The following is a 19,545-nucleotide window of genomic DNA, read 5'->3' on the forward strand; positions in this document are numbered from 1 at the left end:
ATATTAGCAAAACGGAGTATTATTGTTAAATTGCTGAGGGCACAATTCATAAATTGCGGGAGGGGCAAAATGTTTTTTTCTCGCCCCGGCCTGGCAACATGACCTCGGGCTGTAAACGTAGACGGCACAGGCAAACGTAAGCTCAGGCAACCGTTAAAACCCTAAATCCATCATCCCATGAAAGTAGATTTTGTAGTATACCCGGAGCATGGCCGCCCTTTTACTGCCGATGCCACCTACTGGCCTGACAGCAAACCAAAGCCGATCGTACTCTTTGCCCATGGTTTTAAAGGCTTCAAGGATTGGGGGCACTTTAACGTGCTGGCCTCCTACTTTGCAAAACAGGGCTTCGTGTTCGTCAAGTTTAACTTTGCCTACAATGGCACCACCATCGATGACTACTCCGACATGCACGACATGGAGGCCTTCGGGCACAACAACTTCAGCCTGGAGCTGGATGACCTCCAGGCCCTGGTCGAACTGATGCACTCAGGCAACCCTCCCATCCAAACCCAGGAGCTAGACCTGAGCCGCATTTACCTGATCGGGCATAGCCGGGGCGGCGGCGCTGTGATTCTAAAAGCAGCCGAGGAGCCCCGCGTGAAGGCCGTGGCCACCTGGGCGGCGGTGAACAGGTACGACAACCACTGGGATGAGCTGCACATGGAGCTTTGGCAGGAGAAAGGGGTGCAGTATGTGTTGAACGGGCGAACGGGTAAGCAAATGCCCCTGTATTACCAGATCGTGGAAGACTACCTCAAAAACAAATACCGCCTCGACATCCCAACCGTGGTGCAGCGCATGAAACAGCCCCTGCTCGTGCTGCACGGCGAACAGGACGAGACCTTGCCTACGCAGATGGCTTACGACCTGCAAAGCTGGAAGCCTGACGCGGAACTGCACCTACTGCCGCACGCTGACCACTCCTTCGGCGGAAAGCACCCTTACGACAGCGAAGAGCTTCCGGAAGCAGCCCGTGCCGCAGCCGACTTAAGTATAGATTTCTTTCGGCGCCATGCCTAGGGTATACCTGCTGCTAGGCGGTAACCTGGGCAACCGCACCGAATACCTGCAACAGGCCAGGCAACACATAGCTGCCCAGGTAGGCCGTGTTGTGCAAAGCTCCAAACTTTACGAAACCGCAGCCTGGGGCAACACAGAACAGCCCAGCTTTTTAAACCAGGTATTGGAAGTGCAAACCCAGTTGGCGCCGGAGCAGGTGCTGCAACGTATAAATGCAATTGAACAGGCGCTGGGCCGCGTGCGCCAGGCGCACTGGGGAGCACGTGTGATCGATATCGACATCCTTTTTTACGACACACTGCTGCTTCAGACACAGCGCCTCACCATTCCGCACCCGCAACTGCACCTGCGCAGGTTCACATTGCGACCACTGGCCGAGCTGGCCCCCGACCTGCTGCACCCGGTGTTAAACCAAAGCATCGCTGAGCTGTTGCACCACTGCCCCGATCAGCTGGAAGTACGGGAGTATACGGCCTGACACCTCGCATACAAAGGTCAAAAGTTACCAATCAACCCCTAGCCATGGCCCCACACAAATCTTTTGAGACAGAAAGGCTGCTGATCCGGCCAACGACGTACGAGGATGCCGCGTTCGTACTTGAACTGCTTAATACCCCTCAATGGATTAAGTATATTGGCGACAGAAATGTAAGATCGATGGAGGATGCAGCCAGGTATATCCAAAACAGAATGATGCCACAACTGGAAAGGCTGGGGTATGCCAATTATACCGTTATCCGAAAAGCCGATGGGGTAAAAGTGGGCACCTGCGGGCTTTATGACAGAGCAGGTCTTGAGGGCATTGATATCGGTTTCGCTTTTCTGCCCCAGTTCGCCAAACAGGGATTCGCTTTTGAGGCGGCCAGCAAAGTGAAAGAAGCCGCCTTCGGGCATTTCGGTATCGCGCAGCTAAACGCCATCACGACACAGGAGAACATCGCCTCCCAAAAGCTGCTGGAAAAGTTAGGCCTCCGTTACAGCAAGCGCGTCCAGCTTCCGGATGGTCCGGAAGAACTTTTACTTTACCAGCTGAGTCTTTAGGCAAGTGAGGTGGCAGGTTAAGCAGTATAAAAACAAGACGTCCGCTCCGGTTTAGACTGGCAATGACGTCTTGTTCATACTTTCACTGTAAAAGCTTACGCAATGGAGCTGGCCTCTGCCGTACGGTCAATCTTCTTCACCAGCCCCTGCAATACCTTTCCAGGGCCGCACTCCACAAAATGCGTTGCGCCATCTGCAATCATCTGCTGCACCGACTGCGTCCAGCGAACCGGCGCGGTGAGCTGCTGGATCAGGTTCTGCTTTATTGCTGCCGGATCGGTGTGGGGCATGGCGTCCACGTTTTGGTAGATCGGGCAGATGCCTTGCGAAAATGTGGTTTCGTTGATGGCCCTGGCCAGTTCTTCCTCGGCGGGCTTCATGAGCGGCGAGTGGAAAGCCCCCCCAACCGGAAGCGGTAATGCGCGCTTGGCTCCTGCCTCCTTCATTTTCTCGCAGGCTATTTCAATGCCTTTGTTAGAACCCGAGATCACCAGCTGGCCAGGACAGTTATAGTTGGCCGCTACCACCACTTCATCAATAGAAGCGCACACCTGCTCTACCTTCTCATCTTCCAGGCCAAGTATGGCCGCCATCGTGGATGGGTTGGCCTCGCAGGCGGCCTGCATGGCCAGCGCACGCTTCGATACCAGGCGCAGGCCATCTTCAAAGCTCAGCACTTTGCTGGCAACCAGCGCCGAGAACTCCCCCAGGGAGTGGCCCGCCACCATATCCGGCTTAAAATCTGCCGCCACGGCTGCCTGTGCCACTGAGTGCAGGAAAATAGCAGGTTGCGTTACCTTGGTCTGCTTCAGTTCCTCCTCAGTTCCGTTAAACATGATCTCTGTGATGTTGAAACCCAGAATCTCGTTTGCCCTGTCGAACAGCTGCTTTGCTTCTGCGTGCTGCTCGTACAGGTCTTTGCCCATCCCCACAAACTGCGAACCCTGCCCGGGGAAAATGTATGCCTTTTTCATTTTCTAAAGTTGAAGTGATTTATTTGCTTAATGCTTGTTCATTTCTTGTCCCGCCTTTTTGAGTCGCCAAAAAACAGCTTTCCTAATTTGCCACAAGCCTGGAAAGCTTAGGCCAGCTTAAATAAAGCGGCTTCTTTGCGCCGGGCTTGGCAAAAGGCAGGCATCTGTGCGCCCAGCAATCCGGTAGCGGTTTCTGGCAATGAAGCGGTACACAAAATTGCGGAAAGATAAAGGAATAAAGCGGAAATGAGCAAACAGGGAGAAAGGAAATTTAAGGTAACGGGCTATGCGCAGACCTGCCTCCGACTCGGTGTACACGTTGCCGCGCTCATAAAACACAACAGCGTCGGGCAAGGGATCAGGCAAGTCTTCGGGGGGCACCAGGGCCTGTAGCAGCCCCGATTGCAGGGGCGCAAAGTATAAATCCTGTCTGGCGTTATACTTTAGCACCACCTGTATGCTGGCCTGGCAAAAGCCACAAGAGCCATCGTAAAAAACGATGGCTCTCTGTGCAATCTTTTCTTTTTCTGATGTGGTCAATGTCATTTTTTTACGCCAGCATTACCTTACAATCTCCACCCAGCCTTTATACTTTGCCCTGGCTTTGGCAGGGTCTCTGGTAAAGAACTCTACCGTAACCTCGTAATAATAAGTGCCATCGGTTAAGCGGTTGCCGTCGTTATCTACGCCTGGCCAGTTGATGTACACATCATCGCCTCCGCCGTCTGCCTTTTTATCATACACCAGCACTCCCCAGCGGTTAAACACTTTAAAATTAGTGCTTTTCAGGAAGGCAGTCTTCTTATCCGGCTTAAATACGTCGTTCTTGCCGTCGCCGTTCGGGGTAATGATGTTTGGCAGCGAGAAGTTGATGCAGTTGTCGTTGCACACTTCGTTGCTTCTTGGGCTTTGCCTGCCGTTCACATCGGTGGCTGTTACCTGGTAGCATCCGGCAAACGACTGTAGACCTGCATGGGTAAAGCTGGTCTCCTTGGTCTTGCCTATTTCTGTGTACTCCGCGTCATCCGTAGGTTTAAAGTAAACTGTGTAAAAATCAATGTCAGCGGTACAGTCGCCTGTTACCTGTGGCTCCCAGGACAGCACGTTCTGATAGGGTGGCTGCGTTGGGTTCTGGTTGAACACGCTGCAGTCCAGTTGCTCTATGCTCAGAATAGGGGCGCATATTTCCTTAGGCAGTGTTATGCACAAGCGCTGGCTGTTATTTAGCAAAGGTTCCGGCAGTCCCTTTATCTGGTAAGAGCCTGTCGTCTGCACATAGTAGCAGTATTCCTGCCCCCGCACAAGTGCTGTGCCGCCAAACGTCCCCCTGTCGGTGTAGGTTCCACCGGTGGCTGTGGCTGAAACACTGTCGATTAGTGTGAATGTATTGGATCCGTTCGCAGCGCGGTAAATGCGGTGCTTGCCGAAAGCATTGTTCCACGGCACATTGTAGGTCCAGTTTAGCTGTATCGCTTTGTCGCCATTTCCTATAGGAGCAACTGTCAGGAACACGCTTGATGCCTCGGTGCTGTCGCGAAGCGAAGTGGGCTGCCCTCCGGGCACAGGGGTTTGGTAAAACTCCAGCCGGTACCGGTAGGCTTTTTCCAGCGTGTTCAGCCCAGTGTCCGTGAACGTGGTGTCATTCATTACCCTGGTTCTTTTGACCTCTGTAAATCCTGCGCCTGGCTGTAAGCCTTCCTTGCGGTAAAGCCTGTATTCCAGGGGGGGGGTTAGGTTGGCCACATTACGGGGCTTCGTCCATTTCACGGTGATTTGCCCGTTGGTTACATCCGTGCGGTCAACGGTCACATTGGTTAAGTAGGGAATGTCCTGGTCGATGGAGATACAGGCTTCGTTCGAGGCCAGGCTTTTGCCTCGGGCCGGGGAAGGAAACTCGGCATAGATGATATAGCAGTATTCTACCCCCGCTTTCAGTCCGGCGCCCCTGTTGTTGTCAAAGAACGTAACCTCGCTTGCCTTCACCTCTCCTATCAACACATAGCCTGTACTGGCGGGCACTCCTGTCTCACACTTATCGGGTTTAAAGCCGGAAGGTCCCTCCCGGCGGTATATCCGGATGGTGGATGCGTTCTGACAAATGTACTTGTCCCAGGTCAGGGTTACGTTCCGATCGGCGCCGGCAGCGGCCAGGTTGGTAGGAGCTGGACCTACCACGGTGATGTTCCAGGGCTGCAGGTCGGCCAGGTCTGTCTCGTTCGGTGGCCGCACGTCCTCTGCCTTAAAGATTACCTGATAGGGCCTTTCCCGTACATCACTGCACGCGGTAGACCAGCTGAAGCGGCCTGTGGACACGCCCGGGTTTCGGGATGTTTGGGTAAACGTAGCAGGAGGCAGTATGCCGCCAATAGCGGAAAGGTTGATAAAGTCATTATCGGGGTCAGTGGCGCGCACCACACCGTTCAGCACTGTGCCTGCCACCACACACGTGTCCTTCGGCGAGAGCTTTGGTGGGCGGTTAGGCGTTTCCTTCACAATGATCTGCATATCCCGGATCACCTCTCCTAATTTTACCGCCCCGGCGGGGGACACACGCCACTCTTCTACCACAAAGGCGATGTTATACTCCCCTTTCATACAGGGCGCATCCCAAACCAATTGCCCATTTGTGATGTCAAGCGTCAGGAAGGCGCTCCCGGTACCGGAGGCTGTGGTGCAGTTGGCACCGGCAAAACGTAGGCTCGGCAACACATACCCGGGCACGGGGCCCACTGTGCCGGATGCACCGCTTCTTTGCAAAGGCACCCGCAGCTTAAAGGCAAGGCTGTCGCCGTCAGCATCGTAGGCACCGGGGTTATGCACAAACACGCGCCCCACGGCTGCCAGATCCACAGGAGCCACAGTCAGCACCGGCGTGCTGTTAAAGCCTCGCAGCGGATTTATGTTGATGGTGGTGGCAATGTAGAACGTGAGCTGGTCTGAGGGGGGGGTAACGTTCAGGATATTCGGGTTTCGGTTAATGCCGGTCCAGGAGGTGGTGTAGCTGCCGGCTGCCGGATAGGTGTATTCCCACTTGTAAACCTCCAGGTCAACCAGGTCTGCGGGGTCGCCTATTTCGGAATGCGAGAACTTGGGTACTGTCAGGGTATTGCCATCACCGGTGGATATCTGCACCGTGGGATCGTCGGCCTGCGAGGCGCGATCCGTGTAGATTTTCATGGTAAAGAAGAAGCGAAACGGGTTAGGGTTTGCGGTGGTGTCCCGTTTGGCCGTAATATCTCCTGCTCTAATGTGCGTGGCCTGTGCCTCTGTGAAAACTCCCAACAACAATATCAACACCCAGAGCAGACCCCCATGCAGCAGATACTTCGTGCGTAAACTGTTTGGCATATAAATAGGGTTTGGCAATAAATCAGCTATAAAGTAAACTAAAAAACTTTGATTTTATTATCAACAATAGTAAGAAAAGCAGGTTTTAATAATAAAGGTTTTCTGTCCTACGAATCCCAATTTAGATTGATTCAAAATATTAACCTAAAATTGTTTTATAAAAGGCCTGCTGCTACCTTTGAGAATTTAAAATGCATAATTAATTAACCTCTAACGGATACAGATGAATTGGTTTACTAAAACGTTTTCGAGTACAATCGGGCGTAAGATCGTTATGTCGGTCACGGGTCTTTTTCTGTGCTCTTTCCTCGTAGTTCACCTGATAGGCAACTTACAGCTCTTTAAAGACGACGGGGGTGCGGCGTTTAATCTTTACTCTTATTTCATGGCCAATAATACCGTGATACGTATTATGGAGCTGGTGCTTGTGGCAGGATTTCTTTTCCATATCATCGATGCCATCATACTTACGCGCAAGAATAAAGCGGCTCGCCCCATAGGATATGCTGAAACGCACCCGCAGGAGAACAGCACCTGGTCATCGCGCAACATGGGCTTGCTGGGCACAGTTATCCTGGTGTTCCTGATCATCCACCTTTGGAATTTCTTCGTTCCTGCCCGTTTCGGCGGCTTAGAGGGCGTCGTGATCGAGGATGTGGAATATGAGAACCTGTACCTTAAGGTGATTCAGTCTTTCCAGGTATGGTGGTATGTGGTGCTGTATGTGGTTTCCATGGTCGCCCTGGCCTATCACCTGATCCACGGTTTCCAGAGTGCGTTCCAGTCGCTTGGCCTGACGCATAAAAAATATACGCCATTTATACAGAAGTTTGGCTATGCCTTCTCTGTGTTGGTTTGCCTGGGCTTTGCCATCATTCCCCTGTACTTTTTCTTTTTCTTTGAGTTATAACAAACTGCTATAGTTTAATATGATATTAGATTCGAAAATCCCGGAAGGCCCTTTAGCTGAGAAATGGGACAAGCATAAATTTGACGTGAAGCTGGTAAACCCGGCAAACAAACGTAAATACGATATCATTGTGGTAGGCACCGGGCTTGCCGGGGCATCTGCTGCAGCAACTTTTGGCGAGCTTGGTTATAATGTGAAAGCATTCTGTTTCCAGGACACGCCGCGCCGCGCCCACTCTATTGCAGCACAGGGCGGTATTAACGCCGCCAAGAACTACCAAAACGACGGCGACTCGGTTTACCGGCTTTTCTACGACACAATAAAAGGAGGCGATTACCGCTCCCGGGAAGCCAACGTATACCGCCTTGCCCAGGTGTCTGTCAATATCATTGACCAGTGCGTGGCCCAGGGTGTGCCCTTTGCACGGGAGTACGGCGGCCTGCTGGCTAACCGCTCTTTTGGTGGGGCGCAGGTGTCCAGAACGTTCTATGCCCGTGGGCAAACCGGCCAGCAGTTGCTGCTAGGTGCTTACTCGGCCCTTAACCGCCAGATCGCCTACGGCAAAATAAAGATGTATCCGCGCACCGAAATGCTTGATCTGGTAGTGGTAGACGGACAGGCACGCGGTATTGTGGTTCGCAACCTGGTAACAGGCAAGATCGAATCGCATAGCGCGCATGCTGTGGTTCTGGCAACGGGAGGGTACGGCAACGTTTTTTTCCTTTCAACCAACGCCATGGGGTCTAACGCGACGGCTGCCTGGAGAGCCTACAAGAAGGGTGCTTTCTTCGCGAACCCTTGCTTTACCCAGATCCACCCGACCTGTATCCCGGTATCCGGCGAGTACCAGTCTAAGCTTACCCTGATGTCGGAATCGCTACGTAATGATGGGCGCGTGTGGGTACCTAAGACAGTAGAAATGGCTACCAAACTGCGCAAGGGCGAAATTGCCGTGAAAGACATTGCGGAAGCCGACCGCGATTATTATTTAGAGCGCAAGTATCCGGCCTTCGGTAACCTGGTTCCGCGCGACGTGGCTTCTCGCAACGCCAAACTGGTTTGTGATGAAGGGCGCGGCGTAGGTGCCTCGGGCCTGGCCGTGTACCTGGACTTTGCAGACGCGATCAAACGCGACGGTCAGCCGGCCATTGCAGCCAAGTATGGCAACCTGTTTGAGATGTATGCCAAGATCACGGACGAGAACCCCTACGAAAGACCAATGCGCATTTACCCAGCGGTGCATTACACCATGGGTGGCCTTTGGGTAGACTATAACCTGATGACCAACATACCGGGCTTGTATGCCGCCGGTGAGGCTAACTTCTCAGACCACGGTGCAAACCGACTGGGTGCCTCCGCCCTGATGCAGGGACTGGCAGATGGTTACTTCGTGCTGCCATATACAATTGGCGACTACCTTGCCAAGCAGAAATACGACAAGGTAAGCACAGATCATCCGGCCTTTAAGGAAGCAGAAAACGCTGTTTTTGAGAAGTGCAACCAGTTACTGGCTATCCAGGGTACACGCACCGTGGATGATTTCCATAAAGCGCTGGGTCTGCTGATGTGGGAGCACTGCGGCATGGCCCGCAACGCGGAAGGCCTTCAGTTTGCCAAGCAGGAGATCAGAAAGCTACGCGACGAGTTCTGGCGCGATGTAAAAGTAACAGGAGTAGGCGAAGAGCTGAACCAGACACTGGAGAAGGCAAACCGTGTGGCCGACTTCCTGGAACTTGGAGAGCTGATGGTGGATGACGCCCTGAACAGGAATGAGTCTTGCGGCGGTCACTTCCGCGAGGAATTCCAGACACCTGAGAACGAAGCCCTGCGCGATGACGATAACTATACCTATGTCGCCGCCTGGGAATTTACGGGTGTGGGCAACGAGCCGACGCTGCACAAAGAGGAACTCGAGTTCCAGAATGTGAAACTGACGCAGCGTAGCTACAAATAAATAAACAGAAAACAGAATCCATGAATTAGAAAAGGATTTGGAGCCCTCACTGTTCCTCCCCCTAATTCAGAATTCATAATTCATAATCTAATATAAAATGGCTGGAAGTAATCCAAATGCCAAACCGATGGATCTGACTCTGAAGGTGTGGCGCCAAAAAAATAGAGAAACAGCCGGACAGCTGGTTACATACCCGATCAAAGATATCTCTCCTGACATGTCGTTCCTGGAGATGCTCGATGTTTTGAATGAGGACCTGCTGCGCGCCGGAGAAGAGCCCATTGCCTTCGACCACGACTGCCGCGAGGGTATCTGCGGCATGTGTAGCTTGTTTATCAACGGACGCGCTCACGGGCCGGAAAAAGGCACTACCACATGTCAGTTACACATGCGCCATTTCAGTCACGGCGACACCATCACGATCGAGCCCTGGAGAGCGGCGGCTTTTCCGGTTCACAAGGACCTGGTAGTAGACCGCTCCGCTTTTGACCGGATTCAGCAGGCAGGAGGATACGTATCCGTAAACACGGGTGGTGTGCCCGATGCTAACGAAATACCAATTCCTAAATCGATTGCAGACAAAGCATTTGATGCGGCCACCTGCATTGGTTGTGGTGCCTGCGTGGCGGCCTGTAAAAATGCGTCTGCTATGTTGTTTGTCTCAGCCAAGGTATCGCAGTTGGCGATGCTGCCACAGGGAAAAACAGAGCGTAAAACGCGTGCGGAGAACATGGTAGCCCAAATGGATTTCGAGGGCTTCGGAGCCTGTTCTAACACGGGTGCATGCGCCGCTGAGTGCCCGGTAGGTATTTCGCTGGAAAATATCGCTATACTGAACCGTGAGTACCTGAGCGCAAAGGCAACATCAGAAAATGTAGCATAAGCCTTTGTTTCTAAAACAAAAAGGCGGGGAGGCTACAAAGTCCCCCGCCTTTTTGTTTTAACAAAGCGTAGTAAAAACCCGCTGTTTACCAGGCTGGTTAAACACGTATAAATTAGCTATCCATACTTGTTAAGGACTGAAAAGAGAAGCGACTTATGATTACACTTATTTCAGGAACTAACCGGCCTGCATCGAACTCCAGGGCAATCGTCGATTTATATGCCTCCCTGTTGGGCAAGCGGCAGGTAGCTTTCCAGGTACTTGATCTGGCAGATCTGCCCGCTGACTTTACCAGCACCGCCTTATACGATAATGTGGGCAAAAATGAGCAATTCAATAAGCTCAGCAGCATGGTGGCCACCTCTGAAAAGTTTGTGTTTGTGGTACCCGAATACAACTCCTCCTTCCCGGGGGTGTTAAAGGCTTTTATAGATGGCCTGGCCTACCCAAACACGTTTAAGGACAAGAAGGGGGCCTTGATTGGCATTTCCTCCGGCATGCAGGGAAGCGGGTTAGCCCTGAGCCATTTAACCGACATCTTAAATTACCTGGGCATGCATACCATGGCCACGAAACCCAAGTTTGCGCACATCGAACGAAACTTTGATGGGCACAAATTTACCAATGAGCTTTACAATGAGTTACTGGAGCAGCACATAGACCAGTTCATTAAATTTTAAGATCACAGAATTGCTACATAACAGAAAGGGCTTGCTGCATCGTGCAACAAGCCCTTTTGCTTGACCCTGGTCAATAAACTAGTCTACATTATCGTGCAGGAATCGGTTATCGCCCAGAATCTCGTTGTCATCGTTCAGGTTGAACCGGGATACATTGCGCTCTGAAGAATGCGTCACTTTTTCAAGAGCAACATTCCGGCGCAGGTACGCAGGTACGTCGAGCTTCTCCTTAATGGCTTCTGACGTAATCTCTGTGCTTAGCATACGCAGGCGCTCGCGACGCTCCTCTGTGCGGCGTTGCATGATCTCGCGTTCTTCTGAAGCCCTGTCAGCAACACGTTCCTCTTCGCGCGAGGCATATACCTCATTTTGCGCATTGCCATCTAATTCAAAAACGATACGCTGCGTCTGGGATTGCTCGGAAGGCTTGCGGCTAACAGCCTGCTGCTGTGGCTCAAAGGTCTGCTGCGGAGCAGGCGCTGCGGACTGCGGCGTAACCACAGGCGCTACCACTGGCTTTGCGACAGGAGCGGCTACTTCGGGCAACTCTGCTTTGGCAGGCTCAGCTAGTTCTATTTTTTTTTGGCTTTCCAGATCAAAGACAGTCTTCTTTGGCTCGATGATACTGTCGGCATTGCTAGCAAAACCTGTGGCAATCACAGTCACCCGGATGCTCTGCCCCAAAGAGGAGTCGATGCCATGGCCGAAGATAACCTCAGCCTCCTGGCCCGCTTTGTCCTGGATATACTCTGTGATCTCGGTTAATTCATCCATCTCCAGCTCAGCCTGCTCGCCAGACATGATAGAGAGCAGGATCTTTTGTGCACCGTGAATGTCGGTGTTGTTAAGCAAAGGAGAAGAAAGCGCTTCTTCAGCAGCGCGCAAGGCACGGCCTTCACCTTCTGTCGTGGCAGAACCCATAACTGCCGCGCCAGAGTCTTTCATCACCGTTTTCACGTCTTCAAAATCCACGTTCACCTCTGCTGTCACGGTGATGATCTCTGCAATGGATTTGGCAGCGGTAGTCAGCACGTTATCAGCCTTGGCAAAAGCCTCCCGAATGGTCAGGTTACCGAACATCTCGCGCAGCTTGTCATTCAGGATCACCAGAATGGTATCGCAATTCTCGCTCAGTTCTTTCACACCGTTCTCAGCGGCTATCTTCTTCTTCTTCCCTTCAAAAGCGAAAGGAGCCGTTACGATGCCTACGGTCAGGATGCCCAGCTCTTTGGCCAGCTTGGCAATGACAGGTGCGGCACCTGTGCCCGTTCCACCCCCCATACCGGCGGTTATAAACACCATTTTCGTGTCAGAGCTAAGCATCTCCCTTATTTCCTCTTTGCTCTCCAAAGCGGCATGCTTTCCCTTTTCAGGGTTAGCACCTGCTCCCAGGCCTTCGGTAAGGTTTTGGCCAATACCCAGTTTATTGGGCACGCTGCTGCTCTTTAAGGCTTGTGCATCGGTATTACATATGATAAACTCAACATCTTTGATGCCTTGGTTATACATATGATTAACAGCGTTGCTTCCACCGCCCCCGACGCCAATCACCTTGATGATGGACTTACTGCTTGATGGTAAGTCAAAAGTGTACATTGAAGTCATGCTTTATTCTCCTGCTCTTAATGGGTTAATAACTTTGTTTGTTGTCTATGTCGTCAGACAAGAAGCCTTTGATCATCTGAAACAGGCCACCGTTGTTTTCTTTGGCTGCTTTCTGTGCTGGCTTCTCGTAATTTGGATGCTCCGATGTTTCGGCGTTGCCGGCGGCCAATTGGTCAATTGACTGATATCCTGCCAAAACCAAGCCAACGCTGGTCGCATACATCGGGCTCTTTACCGCGTCTATCCGCGATTTGCCCAAATGCTCGTTCGGGTATCCGATGCGGGTATCCATACCTGTGATGTATTCTACCAGTTGCACCAGGTTCTGAAGTTGTGCCCCTCCCCCTGTTACCACTATACCGGCTGCCAGGCTGTTTGCAAATCCGGATCGCACGATCTCGGCATAAACCAGCTCTACAATTTCCTCCATCCGCGCCTCAATAATGAAGGCGAGGTTTTTCAGGGAGATTTCCTTTGGCGTGCGGTCACGCAGGCCTGGTATCGAAACGATCTCATTTTCAGAGGCTTCGTCGGCTATGGCTTTGCCAAATTTCACTTTCAGCTGCTCTGCCTGGTTTTGCATCACCATACAACCCTGCTTGATATCAGAAGTTATGATGTTGCCCCCAAAAGGTAAAACTGCCGTATGCCGGATAATATTGTCTTTAAAGATGGCCAGGTCAGTTGTTCCCCCGCCAATATCCACCAGGGCCACACCCGCCTCTTTCTCCTCGTCGCTGAGCACCGACATGCAGGAGGCCAGGGGTTCCAGGATCAGATTATCGATGGTCAGGCCGGCACGCGTAATGCATTTGTTGATGTTGTTGATGGCGTTCGACTGTGCCGTGATCACATGGAAGTTGCCTTCCAGGCGCACGCCTGACATACCCACAGGGTCCACGATACCTTCTTCATAATCCACCTTGTATTCCTGCGGCATCACATGGATGATCTCACTTCCCGGGGGCGTCACCAAACGATACATGTCATTGGTCAGCCGGTTTACATCCGCTACCGTGATTTCATGGTCCGTGATCTGCCTGGTGATACTGCCGTTGTGCTGCAGGCTTTTGATGTGCTGCCCTGCGATACCCACATTCACCACACCAATGTTAATGCCGGACTGCTCCTCTGCCTGCCGGATGGCTTTCTGAATGGCATCCACGGTTTTGTCGATGTTGCTCACAATGCCCCGCACCACGCCTTCGGAAGCTGCCTTACCCATGCCGAGTATTTCCAGTTTCCCAAACTCATTCTTCCGACCTACAAGTGCGCAAACTTTGGTGGTGCCAATGTCCAAGCCTACTACTATTTTGTCGTTTTGCATATCCTTTATATTATTCACAAATAATCTGGTCTTCGTATTCTACATTTACCCTTTTATATTTATCCCACCCCATTACGGGTAGCACCTCTTTATAAAAGATCATCAGTTTCCTGAATTTTGCCTCTACCCTGGTCGGCTTTCCGAACTCAATCGTATGTTCTCCCACCTGGGGTAAAAATGAAATCTTGCCATGCCCATCAATATGCATCTGGGCTAGCTGCGCTTTCCAGAACTGGTCGTTTTCTATAAACTGCAGCAAGGAAAGGTATTCCTGTCCGGTAGAGTCTTGAAAGAACCCCCCATCAAGGGACTTAATTAAAGCCGATTTAATGACTGGTATTACACGAGCGGTGTATCTGTCGGAAAGAGGAAGCGTGTGCCCCTCCACGTCGATGTAAACATCTTGATCTGATCGTATAATTCTTGCAATAGGCCTGTTTTGTTTTACACTTACATGAATGTTGCCGTCAAGCCCCCGAAATACTTCCGCATCGTTTACAAATTTATTCGCTTCGATGCGTTTTTCAAGGTTTTTCAGGTCAATGTTTTGGTTTGGTAACCCTTCCAGACTGCGTTCACCGTCGCGGGTTAAGAGAGCTCTTACTTCCTTATCCCCAATAAAGTAATTGTTGTACTCATTATCAATTTTTATTGACACTTTTTTACAGATCTTTTCATTTTGCCTGGAAGAAGCAAATCCTGCAAGTGCCCCGATCGTTACGATACTACAACCTGCAAAAATTAAAGATTTTATTTTACTATTCAAGCCCATGGCGATCTTTTTCTAAAAAATTTTTAATGGGCTTCACAAGGGTGTCAATATCGCCGGCTCCGACTGTTGCCAGCACGTCAAAATGTCCGTTTTTGAAGAGATTTTCAATTATATTTTCTTTCGACAATATTTCCTTCCCTTCACAGTTTACCTTGTCCAGAATCAACTCCGAAGTTACCCCCGGGATAGGCTCTTCACGCGCCGGGTAGATATCCAGCAGCACCAGTTCATCGGCCTTGCTCAGGCTCTCTGCAAACGCTGTTGCAAAGTCGCGGGTACGGCTGTACAAGTGGGGCTGAAATAGTACCTTTATGCGCTTGTTTGGGTATAAAGCGCGCAAAGAATTCATAAATGCCTCGATCTCTTTGGGGTGGTGCGCATAGTCGTCGATGAACACGATGCCCTGCCCCTCATACACAAACTCAAAGCGCCTTTTCACACCCTGAAAAGATTCGACGCCTGCCGCTATTTTTTGTGTGTCCACATGCATGGCCTGCACTGTTAAAACAGCCGCCAAGGTATTCTCTACATTATGAAAGCCCGGCAACCCCAGGCGCAGTGAACTGATGTTACCAAAGGGGCTCACAGCGTCAAACTCAAACCAGCGGCCCTTTATCGTGAGCTGCTGCACATGCGCATCTGCACTCTCCAGGTTATAGGGTATCACTGTTACACCCTCCTGCACATTTGCCGTCAGCCGGGAGTCTGTATCCTGCTGTATAAACAGGTAGCCGCCTGGCTTTATTTGGCTAATAAACCGCTGGAATGTACGTATCAGTTCCTCGTTGTCCCCATAAATATCCAAGTGATCCGGGTCGGCGGAAGTTACAACGGCAATGTCCGGAAAAAGGGTTAGGAACGAGCGGTCGTACTCGTCTGCTTCCACCACCACTACTTCCTTGCCCGCATCGCCCTTGCCTATCATCAGGTTAGAGTTCAGGTTTGTTGCAATGCCCCCCAAAAAAGCGGAGCAGTCCACACCGGCGTGGTGAAGCAGGTGGGCGATGATGGAGGAAGTGGTGGTTTTGCCATGGGTACCTGCCACTGCGATCGTGAATGCCTCCGAGGTAATAATACCCAACACTTCCGAACGCTTTTTGATGGTGAACCCCTGATCCCGCAGGTAGGCCCACTCTGTGTGGCCGGCCGGAATTGCAGGCGTCAGCACGACCAGGGTCTGCGCTTTGTGCTGCAGTATCTCCTCGGGCAACAGCGCAACACTATCTTCATAATGTATCTGTATGCCTTCCTGCTCCAGGGTTTCACACAAGCCGGTGCGGGTTTTATCATAGCCCCACACCGGATATCCCTTTGCATTGAACCAACGGGCAATCGCACTCATGCCAATCCCCCCGATGCCCAGGAAATAGATGTATGTAAAGTTCTCCAGTTTCACCCGATCAGTTTTATTAGTTCGTTTACAATATCTGCAGCAGCATCTGGCCGTCCAAGTCTCAGGATGTGCTCCTGTAACCGCTGCTGTTCCTCTTTATCGCCTGCCAGCTTCAGGGCAGTATCCATCAGGGTCTCCTGTGCCTCCCTGTCCCTAACCAACAGGGCTGCATGCTGATTTACAAGTGCCAGCGCGTTCATTGTCTGGTGGTCTTCGGCCACGTTCGGGGAAGGAACCAGGATGCAGGGTTTGCCCGCCAGCGCTAGTTCTGAGATAGACAACGCCCCCGCTCTGGAAACCACCACATCGGCCGCCGCATAGGCCAGGTCCATGCGTTTGATGAAGTCAAAGGCTTTTATCCCCTGTCCCTCAAACTGCGCTGTTATGGCCTGGGCCTCTGTGTAAAAGCTCTTTCCGGTTTGCCACACCAGCTGGTAGCCGGCCTGCGCTATTCTTTGGACCCCTGCTGCTATGCTTTGATTGATTGTTCGCGCCCCCAGGCTTCCGCCAATGACCAAGATCGTTTGCCTGTTGGCCATAAGCCCAAAGTGCGCAAGCGCCTCCTGCCTCTTCAAGTGACTTGCCAGGATATCGCTCCGAACCGGGTTTCCTGTCAGTACTACTTTTTCCGCAGGAAAGAAGGTTTCCATATTCGGATAGGCCACACACACCTTATTAACTCGTTTGGCGAGCAGTTTATTGGTGATGCCGGCATAAGAATTTTGCTCCTGGATCAATGCTGGGATATGGCGCGCCGTGGCTGCGTACAGCAACGGACCACTGGCGTAGCCGCCCACCCCAACCACGGCATCGGGCCTAAACTCCCTGATGATCTTGTGCGAGGCCCGGATACTTGAAATCACTTTGAAAGGAAATGACAGATTGTCAAGCGTTAAACGACGCTGTAAGCCACTGATCCACAACCCTTCTATTTTATAGCCTGCCTCCGGAACCCGGGTCATCTCCATACGGCCCTTTGCACCCACAAACAAAATCTCTGTCTTGGGGTTGAGGGTTTTAAGCTGATTGGCAATGGCCACCGCCGGGTAAATATGCCCGCCGGTGCCGCCCCCGCTGATGATGATGCGATATGGTCTTTGCTTCTCAGGCATTTACCGGTACTTTTGCCGTTGTCCCTACTGCTTTCCGGCTGTGCTCATTGTCGCTGCGGCTCACGCTAAGTATGATACCCAGCGAGATGCCCGTAAATATAAGGGAGGTGCCCCCCATGCTCAGCAACGGGAGCGGTAATCCGGTGATCGGGCCAAGCCCGACGGCGACTCCCATGTTGATCATGCCCTGGATAACCAAGCTGAAACTCAGGCCGGCGGAAAGCAAGCCGCCAAAAGCGCCATAGCTTTTACTGACCGTCACTAGCCCCCTGTACAGCAACGCCAGGTATAGAAACAAGACGGCTACCCCACCAATCAAGCCATACTCTTCCAGGATAATGGCGTAAATAAAGTCGGAATAGGGGTGAGGTAGAATATCTCTTTGATCGCTGTTACCTGGTCCTTTGCCCACCACGCCGCCTGTTGCAATGGCGATGTAGGACTGCTCCAACTGAAAAGCGGTTTCATTCGGATCCATGAAATCCTCCACACGGCTGATCGCCGTATCCAGTCGCTGGCCCAAAGCCAACGCTGTGCCGCCCAGTAGCACGCCACCCACCACTACCCCCATCAGGAATTTCATGGGCACCCGTCCGATAAACATTAGCAGAAGGCACGTCAGGAAAAGGAGTACAGCGGTGGAGGTGTTGGTTAAGGCAATGAGTGCGCAGATCCCAATGGTCCAGCTCAGGATTGGGATCAGCGTTCGCCTTACATGCAGCTCACCCTGCTTTCTGGAGAGCATGCTGGCCAGGTAAGAGATCAAGGCCAGCTTGGCCAGGTCAGAGGGCTGAAACGTCAGCTCGATCACCGGGATCGTTACCCAGCGGCTGGCTTCGTTTATATTAGAGCCAAAAAAATACGTTACGATGAGCAGAGGCGCTGAAAGGATAAGCGCGATCAGAGATAATTTGGAGTAATAGCTGTAATGCACCTTGTGGGCTACCCACATACAGGAAAGTCCGACCAAAATCAGGGAAGTATGCTTAAAGAGGAAGTACTCGGTATTCCCGTCTCTGTTCTTATAAGCTAGGGTACCTGTGGCAGAGTACACCACTGCCACACTTATAAGCGAAAAGGCTAATACAATGCCCCAAAGCACTGCATCCCCTTTCAGGTTTTGCTGTAACCACTGCTTTATCATACACCTCTGGCTAATTGGGTTATGCTGAATTCTATTTCTTCAAAACTATTTTCTCTACAGCTTCCTTAAAACGCTGTCCACGGTGTTCATAATTATCAAACAGGTCGAAGCTGGCACAGGCAGGTGATAGTAGCACCGCATCCCCGGGCGTGGCCAGTGAGCGGCTTAAGCGCACGGCGTACGCAATGGAGGTAGTTTCAGCGATGATGGGTATTACCCTTTCAAATGCCTGCTTCAGCTTCTCATTGTCCTTCCCCAGGCAAACCAGCACCTTTATCTTTTCGCGCGCCAGCTCCGTGAGGGTACTGTAGTCGTTACCTTTATCCACCCCGCCGGCGATCCAGATAATGGGCTGCTTTATGCCCTCAAGCGCATACCAAACGGCCTCCACATTGGTGGCCTTGGAGTCGTTGATGTACGATACCTCCTTGGCCACGCCAATAAGCTGCAGCCGATGCTCCGCGTTTTCGAATGTTTCCAATGCCTGCTCCACTTGCTCATCTGCTACCCCGAGCAGCTTGGCCACGGTTACGGCGGCCATGGTATTGTACTGGTTATGCTTGCCTATCAACCCTGACCTATGCGTATCAACAGTACCTTCACAAAACTTTTCTTCTACTCTAACCTGCTGGCCTTTCATGTATACTTTGGCACCTGCTGCTCCTTTCAACGTAAACGGAACAGTGGTTCCACCAAAAGCCTCCGACCGGAAAGCCTGGGCAATGTTGGCGTCATCGGCATTCAGCACGAAGAAATCAGCACCGGTCATGTTCTGAGCCACCCGCAGCTTAGAGGCTGCATACTTCTCCATGCTGTATGCATAGCGATCCAGGTGGTCAGGCGTAATGTTCAGGAGCACGGCGATGTGCGCCTTGAACTGGAACATGTTGTCGAGCTGAAAGCTGCTTAACTCCAGCACATAATAGTCATACTTGTTCTCGATCACTTTCTCGGCCAGGCTCTCCCCTATGTTCCCCGCCAGCCCCACGTTTAAGCCTGCGCTCTTGAGCAGGTGATAGGTGAGCAGCGTGGTGGTGGTTTTGCCGTTCGTGCCTGTGATGCAAATAAACCTGGCATCGGTGTACCTGCCTGCAAACTCAATTTCAGAGATCACAGGAATGTTTCTTTTGATCGCCTCCTGGATCAGGGGCGCTTTGTCCGGTATGCCGGGGCTTTTGATCAGCTGGTCTGCCCCCAGTATAAGCTCCTGAGTATGCTTGCCTTCTTCGAAAGGGATGGCGGCGGTGGCCAGCTTCGCTTTGTACTTCTCCTTGATGGGTCCCATGTCCGATACAAAGACCTCCAGGCCCCTTGCCTGTGCCAGCAAGGCGGCGCCAACCCCACTTTCTCCTGCTCCTAGTATAGCTATCTTCATCGTT

The 19,545-nt window shown here is 51.8% G+C and carries 17 protein-coding genes; 7 read left to right on the forward strand and 10 right to left on the reverse strand.

Annotated features, from left to right (window positions below; translation table 11 throughout):
- The first annotated feature begins 177 nt into the window (after positions 1–177).
- From AC4BAN_RS11430 to AC4BAN_RS11440, 3 genes are read left to right on the forward strand one after another with little or no spacing between them, the layout of a single operon-like run.
- Complete coding sequence (locus tag AC4BAN_RS11430) at positions 178–1,023, forward strand: alpha/beta hydrolase family protein (RefSeq protein WP_490564534.1); 846 nt, start codon at positions 178–180, stop codon at positions 1,021–1,023.
- On the forward strand, positions 1,016–1,501 hold the full coding sequence (gene folK / locus AC4BAN_RS11435) for a 2-amino-4-hydroxy-6-hydroxymethyldihydropteridine diphosphokinase (RefSeq protein ID WP_490564535.1): 486 nt from the start codon (positions 1,016–1,018) through the stop codon (positions 1,499–1,501). Before AC4BAN_RS11430 ends, folK begins: the two co-directional genes overlap by 8 nt.
- A gap of 44 nt (positions 1,502–1,545) precedes the next feature.
- Positions 1,546–2,064 carry a GNAT family N-acetyltransferase gene (locus tag AC4BAN_RS11440; protein WP_490564536.1) on the forward strand — a complete coding sequence of 173 codons (519 nt, stop codon included), beginning with the start codon at positions 1,546–1,548 and terminating at the stop codon, positions 2,062–2,064.
- Between the two features lie 95 nt (positions 2,065–2,159).
- Here the strand turns inward: AC4BAN_RS11440 and fabD are convergent, their stop codons facing one another.
- The 3 genes from fabD to AC4BAN_RS11455 form a co-directional block, all read right to left on the reverse strand.
- Complete coding sequence (gene fabD, locus AC4BAN_RS11445; protein ID WP_490564537.1) at positions 2,160–3,038, reverse strand: ACP S-malonyltransferase; 879 nt, start codon at positions 3,036–3,038, stop codon at positions 2,160–2,162.
- Between the two features lie 117 nt (positions 3,039–3,155).
- Positions 3,156–3,584, reverse strand: a complete 429-nt coding sequence (locus tag AC4BAN_RS11450; protein WP_490564538.1) for a thiol-disulfide oxidoreductase DCC family protein — start codon at positions 3,582–3,584, stop codon at positions 3,156–3,158.
- 15 nt (positions 3,585–3,599) lie between these two features.
- Positions 3,600–6,386, reverse strand: a complete 2,787-nt coding sequence (locus AC4BAN_RS11455) for a T9SS type B sorting domain-containing protein (RefSeq protein WP_490564539.1) — start codon at positions 6,384–6,386, stop codon at positions 3,600–3,602.
- A gap of 223 nt (positions 6,387–6,609) precedes the next feature.
- On the opposite strand from AC4BAN_RS11455, the gene AC4BAN_RS11460 reads away from it, so the two are divergent.
- From AC4BAN_RS11460 to AC4BAN_RS11475, 4 genes are all read left to right on the forward strand, one after another.
- On the forward strand, positions 6,610–7,296 hold the full coding sequence (locus AC4BAN_RS11460) for a succinate dehydrogenase cytochrome b subunit (protein ID WP_490564540.1): 687 nt from the start codon (positions 6,610–6,612) through the stop codon (positions 7,294–7,296).
- A 19-nt stretch (positions 7,297–7,315) separates the two neighbouring features.
- A complete protein-coding gene (locus AC4BAN_RS11465; protein WP_490564541.1) occupies positions 7,316–9,250 on the forward strand; it encodes a fumarate reductase/succinate dehydrogenase flavoprotein subunit in 1,935 nt (644 codons plus the stop codon).
- 127 nt (positions 9,251–9,377) lie between these two features.
- A complete protein-coding gene (locus AC4BAN_RS11470) occupies positions 9,378–10,133 on the forward strand; it encodes a succinate dehydrogenase/fumarate reductase iron-sulfur subunit (protein WP_490564619.1) in 756 nt (251 codons plus the stop codon).
- Positions 10,134–10,288: 155 nt separating this feature from the next.
- The gene (locus tag AC4BAN_RS11475; RefSeq protein WP_490564542.1) at positions 10,289–10,813 is read left to right on the forward strand and encodes an NADPH-dependent FMN reductase; all 525 of its coding nucleotides are present in this window, start codon (positions 10,289–10,291) and stop codon (positions 10,811–10,813) included.
- 78 nt (positions 10,814–10,891) lie between these two features.
- Here the strand turns inward: AC4BAN_RS11475 and ftsZ are convergent, their stop codons facing one another.
- Genes ftsZ through murD form a run of 7 tightly spaced genes read right to left on the reverse strand, consistent with a single transcriptional unit; the run spans position 10,892 to position 19,541 of the window.
- Positions 10,892–12,418 (reverse strand): cell division protein FtsZ, encoded by a 1,527-nt coding sequence (gene ftsZ / locus AC4BAN_RS11480; RefSeq protein WP_490564543.1) that lies wholly within the window; start codon positions 12,416–12,418, stop codon positions 10,892–10,894.
- A 25-nt stretch (positions 12,419–12,443) separates the two neighbouring features.
- Complete coding sequence (ftsA, locus tag AC4BAN_RS11485; protein WP_490564544.1) at positions 12,444–13,745, reverse strand: cell division protein FtsA; 1,302 nt, start codon at positions 13,743–13,745, stop codon at positions 12,444–12,446.
- Positions 13,746–13,755: 10 nt separating this feature from the next.
- Positions 13,756–14,517, reverse strand: a complete 762-nt coding sequence (locus tag AC4BAN_RS11490; protein ID WP_490564545.1) for a cell division protein FtsQ/DivIB — start codon at positions 14,515–14,517, stop codon at positions 13,756–13,758.
- Positions 14,504–15,913: a UDP-N-acetylmuramate--L-alanine ligase gene (gene murC, locus AC4BAN_RS11495; RefSeq protein WP_490564546.1), complete on the reverse strand. Its 1,410-nt coding sequence runs from the start codon at positions 15,911–15,913 to the stop codon at positions 14,504–14,506. Before murC ends, AC4BAN_RS11490 begins: the two co-directional genes overlap by 14 nt.
- The gene (murG, locus tag AC4BAN_RS11500) at positions 15,910–17,022 is read right to left on the reverse strand and encodes an undecaprenyldiphospho-muramoylpentapeptide beta-N-acetylglucosaminyltransferase (RefSeq protein ID WP_490564547.1); all 1,113 of its coding nucleotides are present in this window, start codon (positions 17,020–17,022) and stop codon (positions 15,910–15,912) included. Before murG ends, murC begins: the two co-directional genes overlap by 4 nt.
- Positions 17,015–18,166 (reverse strand): FtsW/RodA/SpoVE family cell cycle protein, encoded by a 1,152-nt coding sequence (locus AC4BAN_RS11505; protein WP_490564548.1) that lies wholly within the window; start codon positions 18,164–18,166, stop codon positions 17,015–17,017. The genes murG and AC4BAN_RS11505 overlap by 8 nt, the downstream gene beginning before the upstream one ends.
- Positions 18,167–18,197: 31 nt before the next feature.
- A complete protein-coding gene (gene murD / locus AC4BAN_RS11510) occupies positions 18,198–19,541 on the reverse strand; it encodes a UDP-N-acetylmuramoyl-L-alanine--D-glutamate ligase (protein WP_490564549.1) in 1,344 nt (447 codons plus the stop codon).
- Positions 19,542–19,545: the final 4 nt, after the last annotated feature.

The organism is Pontibacter sp. GD13 (genome assembly GCF_058216355.1).